This window comes from Terriglobales bacterium, assembly GCA_035457425.1.
Taxonomy (GTDB): Bacteria; Acidobacteriota; Terriglobia; order Terriglobales; family Acidobacteriaceae; genus JACPNR01.
In genome coordinates this window covers 1-10,786 of record DATIBR010000137.1, presented here as the reverse complement: position 1 = coordinate 10,786, position 10,786 = coordinate 1, and the positions used below count along the sequence as shown (strand labels likewise).

Annotated in this window: 7 protein-coding genes; 2 read left to right on the top strand and 5 right to left on the bottom strand. The window is 67.1% G+C overall.

What is annotated here, in order from left to right; translation table 11 throughout:
- The 3 genes from VLA96_10555 to VLA96_10545 all read right to left on the bottom strand — a co-directional run.
- The coding region (locus VLA96_10555) for a LacI family DNA-binding transcriptional regulator (GenBank protein ID HSE49636.1) at positions 1-1,024 on the bottom strand (1,024 nt) is incomplete at its 3' end.
- Positions 1,025-1,058: 34 nt separating this feature from the next.
- Positions 1,059-2,432, bottom strand: a complete 1,374-nt coding sequence (locus tag VLA96_10550) for an APC family permease (GenBank protein ID HSE49635.1) — start codon at positions 2,430-2,432, stop codon at positions 1,059-1,061.
- Complete coding sequence (locus tag VLA96_10545; protein HSE49634.1) at positions 2,432-5,104, bottom strand: glycoside hydrolase family 2 protein; 2,673 nt, start codon at positions 5,102-5,104, stop codon at positions 2,432-2,434. Before VLA96_10545 ends, VLA96_10550 begins: the two co-directional genes overlap by 1 nt.
- A 141-nt stretch (positions 5,105-5,245) precedes the next feature.
- Here VLA96_10545 and VLA96_10540 point away from each other — a divergent pair, with 141 nt between their 5' ends.
- Positions 5,246-6,253: an ROK family protein gene (locus VLA96_10540; protein ID HSE49633.1), complete on the top strand. Its 1,008-nt coding sequence runs from the start codon at positions 5,246-5,248 to the stop codon at positions 6,251-6,253.
- Entirely contained in the window at positions 6,250-7,359 is a 1,110-nt protein-coding gene (locus VLA96_10535) for an SIS domain-containing protein (GenBank protein HSE49632.1), read from the top strand. Before VLA96_10540 ends, VLA96_10535 begins: the two co-directional genes overlap by 4 nt.
- A gap of 3 nt (positions 7,360-7,362) precedes the next feature.
- Here VLA96_10535 and VLA96_10530 read toward each other — a convergent pair whose 3' ends face one another.
- Both VLA96_10530 and VLA96_10525 read right to left on the bottom strand, forming a co-directional pair.
- Positions 7,363-8,268 (bottom strand): tetratricopeptide repeat protein, encoded by a 906-nt coding sequence (locus tag VLA96_10530; protein HSE49631.1) that lies wholly within the window; start codon positions 8,266-8,268, stop codon positions 7,363-7,365.
- Positions 8,265-10,445, bottom strand: coding sequence for a tetratricopeptide repeat protein (locus VLA96_10525; GenBank protein ID HSE49630.1), 2,181 nt, complete (start codon positions 10,443-10,445; stop codon positions 8,265-8,267). The genes VLA96_10530 and VLA96_10525 overlap by 4 nt, the downstream gene beginning before the upstream one ends.
- Positions 10,446-10,786 lie beyond the last annotated feature (341 nt).

Genomic DNA, 10,786 nt, shown 5'->3' with positions numbered 1-10,786 from the left:
CAGAATCGCGCGGCACCGAACTGAGACTCTCCAGCAGGATGTTGACCGCCAGCGCGCCCATCGCTTCCATCGGCTGGCGGATGGTGGTGAGGGGCGGCGTGCACAGCGCTGCCGGGGCGATGTCGTCGAACCCGATCACCGAGCACTGGCGCGGGACCTCGATGCCGGCATGCGCCAGCGCGCGCATCGCACCCAGCGCGGACATGTCGTCGAAGGCCAGCACCGCCGAGAACGCCCGCTTGTGCTGGATCAGTTCGTTGGTCGATCTGTAGGCGGCTTCGAAACCGGACGAGGGGTCGCTCGAGTCGGGCAGCTCGCTGGTCAGTCGCGGGTCCAGATGCAGGCCGCGGTGCTGCGCGAACTTCCGGATCCCGCGCCAGCGCGCCGCGCTGTCTCCTCCGCCCAGTGCCTTCGGTCCGCGCAGGAAGGCGATCTTCCGGTGGCCCAGGCCGTAGAGGTGCTCCACGGCCATCGCGCCGCCGAGTTCGTTGTCCACGATCACCGAGCTCACCCGCCCATGGTCGAGCTCGCGGCCGATCATCACGCACGGCAGCTTGTTGTTCTCGATATCGGCCAGCAGGGTGATGTCCATGAACAGCCAGTTCGCGATCACGACCAGTCCTTCGACGCGCCGCGCCAGCAGCATCTCCAGGTAGCGCTCGAAGCGCGCGCGCTCGTTCTGCGCGTCGGTGAGGATAGGCGTGTACGAGGCGGCATAGAGCCCGTTCTGGATGCCCCGCATGATGAGCGTGCAATACGGGTCGGTGATGTCGAACACCATCAAGCCAACGGTGTGGCTACGGTTGCTGCGCAGCGAGCGCGCGAACAAGTTGGGGTGATAGCCCAGCTTCTTGGCGGCCTGCTGGATGCGGCTCTTCGTCGCCGGGGGGATGTAGCGGGCCAGCGGGCTTTCGTTCAGGACGATGGAGACCGTGGTAGCCGAGACCTTGCTTTCCCGCGCCACGTCGCGGATGGTGACGCTGCGTCCTCCGCGCGATGACGTCCGCACTCTCTTCTCCTGCATGGTGGATGGGGAAAGCATCATATCGCAGCTCTTGTCACGCCCGCTGGACCGGTTCTTCCGGCGGGATCTCGAAGTCCAGCAACTCGCCGCGGAATCCGCGCGTCTTGATGGTCGCGAAGATCAGCCCCGCCACCAGCCAGAGCCCTCCCCAGAGCTTGGCCGGCGTGCTGAGATTGATCCACAGCAGGAAGCAAACGGCAAAACCGAGCAGTGGCGGCAGAAGATTGCCGAGCGTGCGCTGCCGCTCGCGCACGAAGTAGCGCATGAAGGCCGCGAGGTTCACGCCCATGAAGGCGATGAGCGCGCCGAAGTTCAGCATCTCCGCGCCCAGGCCGTAGGTGATGAGGAAAGCGCCCACCAGCGCGACCACACCGACGAAGATCACGTTGTTCCGCGGTATGTGGCGCTTGGGATCCACGGCGGCAAAGAACTTTCGTGGCAGTGCGTTGCTCCGTCCCATGCCATAGAGCAGACGCGCGGCGCCCAGGTGCGCCCCCATGCCGGAGCCGATATTGGCTGTCAGCAACGTGAGGTTGATCAATCCGAAGAACCAGGCGCCGCCGGCGCGGCCGGCAACGTGGACGAACGCCGTGTCCACGTCCGGGTAGCCCTGCTTGGCCGGCCAGATCAGCTCCGCGAGGTACACCTGGCAGAGCGACAGCACGCCGATGGCGAGGCAGGTCAGAACCGTGGCGAGCAGGATGTCGCGCCGCGGGTTCTTCGCCTCCTCCGAAAGGGTTGAGATCCCGTCGAAGCCGATGTAGGTCAGCACGGCGATCGAGGTCCCGCTGAGCACCAGCTTGAGGTTGAACAACTCCGGATCGTAGAAGGGCCGCGTGAGCGACCCGATCGACCCGGCGGGCTGGTGCAGCAGGTAGCGCGCCGCGGCGACGAAGAAGATGGTCAGCACCACGCCCATGAAAGCTGCCAGCAGGGTATTGGTGCGTGCCGACGCCCGCACCCCGCGCAGGTTCAGCAGGGTGAAGAGCGCAAAGAAGAAGATGGCCCACGCCCAGTAGGGAACGGCAGGCGCGAAGTTCATCGCCGCCTTGCTGCACCAGATGATGCAGATCATCGGGTTCAACATGTAGTCCATCGCCATGCTCCAGCCGGTGGCGAAGCCGCCGACCGGATGGATCTCTTTGCCGACGTAGGTGAACGCCGAGCCCGCGCTGGGATACGCCCGGGCCATGCGCCCGTAGCTGATCGCGGTGAACAGCATGGCCACCAGCGCCAGCAGGATGGCGGTGGCGGCATGGCCGCGCCCGCGCTCGGAAAGCACGCCGAACACCGACATAGGCGCCACCGGCTGGATGACGATGATCCCGTAAAGGATCAAGTCCCACAGGCCGAGCGTCCGCCGCAGTCGTGGCGCGTCCGCCGCGGGAGTCGTGGTCGGGGAACCCACTAGCGGGCCCCCGAGCCTTGTGCGTGAACGTTCCAGCCGGTCAGCGTGATGTGCGGCTTGGCGCCCTGGAGGGCGGCGGAGTCGTACGTCGCGCTGATCTCACGTTCTTCCCCGGGCAGCAGCGAGAAGTAGTTGTCGTCCCAGTAGGAAGGCAGGATCTCCTCGCCTTTCGCGCCCTTGTTCACCTTGAGCCGGAGGAAGAACGCGATCCCCTTGCTGGTGTTCGTCACGCGCACCGTCGTCCGCATCGTGCCGCCTTCGGGCTTCGACTCGGAGGTGAACGTGACGCGCGCCTTCGGTAACTCGTTCAGCCCCTTGAAGTCGGCGAATGAGACGACCGGCGAGTACCACCACTTGGATTTGTCCCAAGCGACCTTCTCCGGCTTGGTCGAGAGCCAGTAAAGATTCGAATCCGCCTGCGCTCCCGATGGGCCGGTGACCTCGAGGTGCAGGAAGTATGTGGTGCTCAGGCCGGCGATGGGACTCGGAACGGTAAGCACCTGTTGGGTGGAGTCGGGCGCCGCCGTCACGGTTGCGCTCTGTTGCCAGTGCGGCTTCATGTTGAGGTCGTAGACCGTCGCGGTGACCTTGACCTGCGCGGTCGCGTCGTAGCGGCTGCTCACCAGCCACACCGAGCCGTCGTCGTAGGAATACAGCGCATGCAGCGGTTCGGTGGCCTTCTTCGTCCCGTAATAGCCGCCGCCCGGACGCAGGTAATAGTCGTACTGGTGCCAGATCATCGACGGCCACGCGTTCGTCATCATCCACTGGATCACGCCGGTGGACCTGTACTTGTTCCGGCTGTAGGCCTCAAACATCGCGCGCAGGCCTTCGTAGGCCATCATCTGGCTCTTGGTCGCGAACTCCTCCAGGTTCGAGGACTTGCCATAGCGCGCGTCCATGGCGTCGATGAACAGGTTCATGTCCTTGAACTCGCCGCCGCCGGCGTGGAAGTTCCACCAGTCGTCCACCGGCCAGAGGTGCTCCTTGGGCAGCATCGCCTTGATGCTCTCGATCTCCGGCGGCGCCCCGCCGGGCGAGATCTCGGTCGCGAAGCTCCACGCCCCGCCGAACTCTCCTCCTACCTTCTTCACGTCACCGGTGTCCTCATACCAGTACACCGGGGGCACGAAGTCGTACGGCCCCGCCATCTTGACGCCCGGGGGCCCGGTGAGCGGTGAGTCCAGGTTCTTGGCCGAAGAGACGTAAGGATTCGGCCAGTGCACCTCTTTGAGGACGTTGATGTACATCTGCTCCACCTGCGGGATGGTGGGGGGCATGTCGCTGGCGTTCAGCCACACGAAGACGCTGGGATGCGCGCGCAGGCGCAGGATCTGCGAGCGCTGCGACGCCTCCGCGATCTTGTGGTCTTCGTCATTCCACTTGTCCCACTCTTCGAAGTGATGGCAGCAGCACCAGCCCGCCATCACCAGCATGCCGAGCTGGTCGGTGAGCTCGAAGAACTGCTCGGTCTCGAGCTTGCCTTCGAGCCGGATGGTGTTCAGGCCCATGTGCTGGGCGAGCCTGACCTTGGCTTCCATGCGCTGCTCGTCCTCGCGCACCATCGCATCCGGTGACCAGCCGCCGCCGCGGATCAGGATCGGCTTGCCGTTGATCTTGAACTTCAGGATCTTCTTGCTCGGATCCATCTCGCTCGTGACCTGGCGGATGCCGAAGCGGATCGTCTTCTGGTCGGAGACTTCTCCGTTGGTCTCGAACGCCAGGTCGAGCGTGTGGAGCACCGGCTCGCCCATCTGCGCCGGCCACCACAATTCCGGATCCTTGACGGCGAGCTCCGGAACCTCCGCCGGTGAGATGGCGATGGACTTGGTCTCGCCAGCCGCCAGGTCTACCGGCCGCGAGAAGCGTACTTTGCCGACCGTGCCGCGGAGCGTGCCGCTCACCGGCTCATTGGCATGGTTGACGAGATCGGCGCGGACCGTGAGGCGCGCCGAGTCGAGCGATGGGAGTTCGGTCTCCACGAAGGGATGGCGCACGCTCACTGGGCCTTCCGCGGTGAGGAAGACTCGGCGCCACAGGCCCATGTTCTTGTCGGGCGGCATCGGGTTCCAGTCCACGAAGGTCATCGCAAGGTCATGCGGCGTGGGAGCGGAGATCTCGATCGCCAAGGCGTTCTTCCCGCCCGCGTTCAGGTGCGGCGTCACGTCCAGCTCGAACAAGCGCCAGGTGCCGGCGATCTGCTGCGACCCGGCGATCTGCTTTCCGTTCAGCCACACGTTCGCGCGAAAGCTCAGCCCGTCGAGATGGAGGATCACGTGCCGCTTCGCGAAGCTCGCCGGTACGGTGAATTCCGTCCGGTACCACCACGGCACGGCGAAGGGACTGTCGGAAGCCATCGGCTCGAGCGAGAAGTTCTCGCCGATGCCGTAGGTCACGCCCGGTAGCTTGCGCATGTTCATGCCGAAATAGGGATCGGGGAAGGTACCGTCCGCCACCAGGGCGGCGACCACCGTGGTGGGAACGGTCGCCTTGTGCCAACCGGAGGCGGCGAATCCGGCGCGCGAGATCTCCTCGCCCTTCGCCGTGGTCCTGGCCGAGCTCTGAAGCGCCCAGCCGCGAGCGAGGTTCAGCTGGGACGTGGCGGCGTCAGCAGCGCTGGCGAGGGTGGCGGCACACAGGAGAAACAGCGTTGTCAGGCGGCGGATATGCATCATGGCTCCCCCAAGGTCTTGGTCCGAACCGGCAAAGGGCCTTGACAAAGATGTCTGGTTTTATTAAATCGATTTAGCGGCTGTCAAGTCGCACGGCCAAAAATCGGCGCCGGTCGGCGGGTTGCACGGCTCGGGGGAGACGTGGGCGCTAAGCACGTGCTTGGCATCGATATCGGTGGCACAAAGGTGGCCGCCGGGCTGGTCAACGGCTCCGGCGAGATCGTTTCTATCGCACGCGCGCCGATGAACGCCAACGGCAGCGCGGAAGATGCGATGCGCTCGGTGCAGGAGGCCATCGCGGGAGTCTTTCCCGATGCGAAGGGGCGGGAAGTGTTTGGCGTGGGCGTTGCGTCGCCCGGCCCGCTCGACCCCATCTGCGGTCTGGTGCTGCACAGCCCCAATCTTGCATGCTGGCGCGATTTTCCCCTGACCTCTTCGGTGCAGGCGATCTGCGGCATTCCCACGCGGCTCGACAACGACGCCAACGCCGGCGGTCTCGCCGAGGCGCTTTGGGGCGCCGGCGCCGGCTACCGGCACGTGTTCTACATCACCATCGGGACCGGCATCGGCACCGCCCTGGTCTACGACGGCCACCTCTATCACGGTCGCACCGGCAACGCCCCCGAGGGCGGCCACCAGACCATCGACATCCACGCGCCGGTCCGGTGCGGCTGCGGGAAACGCGGATGCATCGAGGGACTGGCTTCCGGGCCGGCCATCGCCGAGCAGGCGCGCGCGCTGGCAGTCGAGGATCCCAGCGCGGCGCGCGCCCTGCTGGCCGCGGCCGGCAACCGACCCGACGGCATCACTCCTGAGGTCCTCTTCCGCTGCTGGCATGCCGGAGACCCGTTCAGCACGCGGCTGGTCGACGGCACCGTCGAATTGCTGGCGGTTTGGCTGGGGAACCTCATCGACCTCTTCGAACCCGATATTTTTATCGTCGGCGGCGGCGTGGGCATGGGACTGCAGCCCGCCTACGATCGTCTGCGAACGGCCGCCGCGCGCTGGAGCCTGAACGGCCGGGCAGCGGAGATCCCCATGGCGCCGGCCCGATACGGGGTCGACGCCGGCATCGCCGGCTCCGCCGCCCTCTGGTTCCAGGACACGCCCGCCGACGTAGCCATCGACGTCACCCCGAGTGTCCCGTGAAGCGCAGCGCCGAGACCTCCCACTTACTCGCCGAGATCTACGAACAGCCGGCAGGCGTTCGCGCCACGGCAGAAGACCACGGCATCCGCGATACCCTCGCGCATCTGGCGCCGCACCTGGCCGGCATCGCGCGCATCCTCATCGCGGGGACCGGTACCAGCCGCCACGCCGGGGTCATCGCCAAGTTCATGCTCGAAGGACTGGCGCACATTCCCACGGCCGTCGAGTTCTCGAGCGAGCTGCAGTACGGCTCTTCGCTCCCCGGTCCGGACGCACTGGTCATCGTGATCTCGCAATCGGGGGAAACCTCGGACACGGTGAGCGCGCTCCGTGCGGCGCGATCGGCCGGAGCACGCGTGCTCGCGATCTCGAACGTGAGCGACGCCACCATGATGGCGGACGCAGACTACGGCCTCCACACCAAGTGCGGTCCGGAGCGTTCCATCCCATCGACCAAGGCCTTTACCGCGCAGCTCACGGCGCTCTATCTGCTCGCGCTCACGGCGGCGCTCGCGCGCGAGCGGCTCACCGCGGCCGAGTACGACGCCCGGCTGGCCGAGCTCCTCGAGATCCCGGCCAAGCTCGAACGAACACTCGAGAACGACGCCCTGTGCCGGCGGTTGGCGGGAGAAGCCGCGGGCTGCGAAAAGTTCATCTACGTCGGGCGGGGCATCCACCGGGGCGTGGCGCTGGACGGCGCGCTGAAGTTCAAGGAGACCACCTACCGGTCGGCCGAGGCGTACGCCGGCGGCGAGCTGTGGCACGGGCCGCTGGCGACCGTCGATCTCAGCACGGCGCTGCTCCTGTTGGCAGCGCACGACGCCCGCGATCCGCGTTCGCAACCGCGCTACGCGCAAACGCTCTCGAACCTGCGAAGCCTGAAAGGACGGGCGCGCACAACCATCGCGATCGCGCTCCAAGGCGACACCGCGGTGGAGAAGGCCGCGGATCTCACCGTGCCCGTCCCCGCGACGAACGAATACTTGCTCCCCCTGCTCGAGATCGTGCCCTTGCAGCTGTTCGCCTACTACCTCGCCATCCAGCTCGGTCACGACGTGGACCATCCGCGCAACCTCACCAAAGCCGTCCTGGAAGAGCGGCTCTAGCGGCTATTTCTTGGGCTTCGCTGGTCCGGAGGTCGCGAAGTCGAGCAGTCGGCGCGCTTCGCGCTGCTGTTCGTTCATTTCGCGCGTCGAGCGATCGAAGGCGGCGCGCTCGGCCGCGGCGCGCTCGTTCTCACCGAGCTGGGCATACACGCGGCTCAACTGGTAGTGGGTCCGGGGATACTTGGAATCGGCGGCGACGGAGGTCTCGAGCGCCGCCCGGGCGCCGCGATAGTCGCCACGCTGCGCCAGCACCATGCCGCGGACCAGGTTCGCGCCCGGATGCCGCGGATCACGCGCCAGGATGCGCTGCGCCATGCTCAACGCCTTTTCCTGGTCGCCGCGGAGCTGCGCGATGTCGGCCACCAGGTACTGCGCCTCGTTGTTGGTGGCATCGATGGCGAGCGCCTTGTCGAGCGCGTTCAGCGCCTCGTCGTAGCGCTTGAGCGCGTGCAGGGCGTAGGCATGTCCGAGGTGCGCCTGCAGCCGCTTGGGGTCCAGCTCGGCGGCGCGCCGCAACGGCACCGTCGCGGCGTCGGTGTCACCGACCCACAGCTGCGCCACGCCGAGCAGATAAAGGTAGTCGGGATAGTCACTCTCGATCCGCGTGGCGGCCGACATGGCGCGCACCGCCTCCGCCGGCGACCCGAGCCGCATCGCGAGATGCGCGTAGCGATACAGCAACTCGGTCGAATTGGGCGCCAGCCGGAGCGCCTGCGTCACGCTCGCGATGGCCGCACGGTCGTCGCCGCGCCGCGACTCGGCTTCTGCCTTCGCCAGCCACGCAGCCGGCCCGCTCGGAGCAGCGGCCTTGGCGCGTGGCGCGGGCGCGCCGCGCCGCGGCTTACCCGGTTGCTGCGCGGCGGCGGACACCGCGCCGAGCACCAGCAGGATGGCGATGCAGCGCTTCACTGATCCTCTCCCCGGCCCTTGAGCTGCTGGAAGAGCGCGAACTGCTGCTCGGCATCGGCCGTGCGGCCGAGCCGCTGGTAGGCCTTGCCGAGCTGATAGTGCGCGCGCGCTTCATTCGGCGCCAGTCGGATGCTGGCTTCCAGCTGCTCGGCGGCCCCCGCGGCGTCGCCTTGCTCGAGCAGGATCTGCCCGAGCAGATAGCGCGCGTCGGCGTACGAGGGATCCTGCCGCAGCACCTGTTGCAGGAGCGGCACCGCCGCCGCGCCCTGGCTCTGGAGCGAAAGCGTGTACGCAAGGTGATAGCGCGTGCGCGGGTCGTTGGGATGCGACCGCAGCTCCTCCTCGAAGTGGCGCTGTGCCAGGGGAAGCTGTCCGCGCCGCAGGTAGACGACTCCGCTCGAAAAATGAGCGCCCGAAACGTTCGCATCCAGCTTGAGCGCCTCCTGGTACTGCGTCAAAGCGGAATCGAAGTCGCCTTGCTGCGCGTGCGCGTCACCCAGCATCACGTAGAGCGGCGCCGAGGAGCGATTGGCCGCCAGCATGTGGCCGAAGATCTCGCCCGCGCGCTTGGTATCGCCCAGCTTCACCAGCGAGACGCCGAGCGCGTACTGCAGGGAAGCGTCGGAGCGGGCATCCGCGTCGTGCTCCAGCAGCTCCGCGGCGCACTGGTAGGCGCCGCTCTGGAAGCAGGAGAGGGCGAGCAGGCGGGCGAGCTGCCGGTCGTTCGGCTGCAGCCGCAGGGCGGCACGCAACGGCTCGACGGCCAGCGCAGGCTGCTCAGCCTGGAAGCGCGCCACGCCCAGGGAGGCCTGCACCGCCGGGAAGTTCGGATCCCAATCCGCCGCGTGATAAAAGGACGCGGCCGCGCCCACGTAGTGCTTCCGCTGCGACAGGATCACTCCGAGGTTGAAGTAGGCGCGTGCGATGATCTCGGAAAGCTGCGCGCGCGCGGCCGCGGCGCCCGCCGGCATCGGGGCCGCCGGGACCTGCCACACGCCGACCGTGCCGGAGCCGCCCATCGGGGACTCAGCCAGATACTGCTCCAGCTGGTCCTGGGACTGCGCTCGATATTTCTCTTTCAGCGTTTTCGCGCGATCGAAGTGCGCGGTGGCTTCGGTGTCGCGGCCGAGCGCGTGCAGCGCCTGCCCGAGCACATATTCCGCGCTGCTCACATTGGCGACCGCCTGCGGGTCGTTGCTCGCCCGCGCCAGGAAATCCGTGAACGAGCGCACCGCGCCGGCGTGATCGTCGGCTTGGAACTGCGCCTGGCCCAGGTGGTAGAGCGGGCGCGACTCCTGCGGCGCCAGCCGCACCGCGCGTTCCAGGTACGGAACGGCTTCGGCGGCGCGGCGGTCGGCGGTGAGCGCGATGCCGGCGTTCAGGTTGCAGAGGTAGTCGTCCGGGGCGATCGCCAATTCGCGCTGGAACGCCACGATGGCGTCGCGCAGGGCGTCGGGCCTGCGGATCAGGATCGTGCCCAGGTAGTAGTTCGCGCGCCGGACGCGCGGGTCGAGTCGCAACGCGATCTCCAATTCCTTGCGCGCCTCGTCGAAATGCTCGTAGTCCCGCCAGGTGCGGCCGATCAGCACGTGGACCGCGGCGCCGGGGCGGGCCTTGGCGAGCGCGTCGAATGCGGCTTGCGCGCGGCTCGCGTCCTTGGCCTGGAGGGCGATGTTGGCTTGCGCGAGCATGACTTCGGGATCGTCGGGGGCGGCGGCGCGCGTCTCGTCGATCTGCTGCATGGCCTCGCCTATCCGGTTCTGCGCCGCGTAGGCGACCGCCAGCAGTTGCAGAACGCGCGGGTTCCGCACCGTGGCGTTCAGCTCGCGCAACACTCCCTCCGCCTGCACCGGCTTCTGCTGCTGCAGATAGACGGTGGCGGCGCTCAGCACCGGCTCGGTGGGATCGCTCAGCTGCTGGCTGGCTTCGCCATAGGCGCGAAGCGCCTCGTCCCAGCGGGCGCCCGCGGCCGCCAGGTTCCCGAACGCGATCAGGGCCCGCGCGGCCGCAAAGCGGTATTCGCTCTCCGCCAGGTAGAAGTCCTTGGCCTGCAGCGCCTGCTCGGCCCGCTGGATGTCCGCGGCCGGCCCTGCGTCGGCGGCCGGAGCCTGCTGCGCGACCGCCGGGATTGCGCAGCCCAACAACACGGCGACCCACACTGTTGCCGGAAGTCTCACCGGCGCGATTGTAAGCCAGACCAGCGCCGCCCGGGGGGCCTTAGAGTTTTTTGTAACGCGGCATTGACACCGTCCCAGAACAGGAATACAGTTCATAAAATTTTGTGGGGGGCTAAACGATTTAGTAAGCCAAAGAATCGTTTTACTAGCTCCGAAGTTGCAAGCGGGCCCCAGGACCTAACGTTCACTTCTCCGTTGTGGAGGAAGAACAATGCGGCGTCCCATCTTCGCCGTTCTGCTTGCGGTTATCTGTCTGCTGGCGCTGCCGGTTTCTGCGCAGCGTTTCCTCGGCACCATCACCGGCACCGTGACCGACTCGACCGGCGCAGTCGTGCCGGACG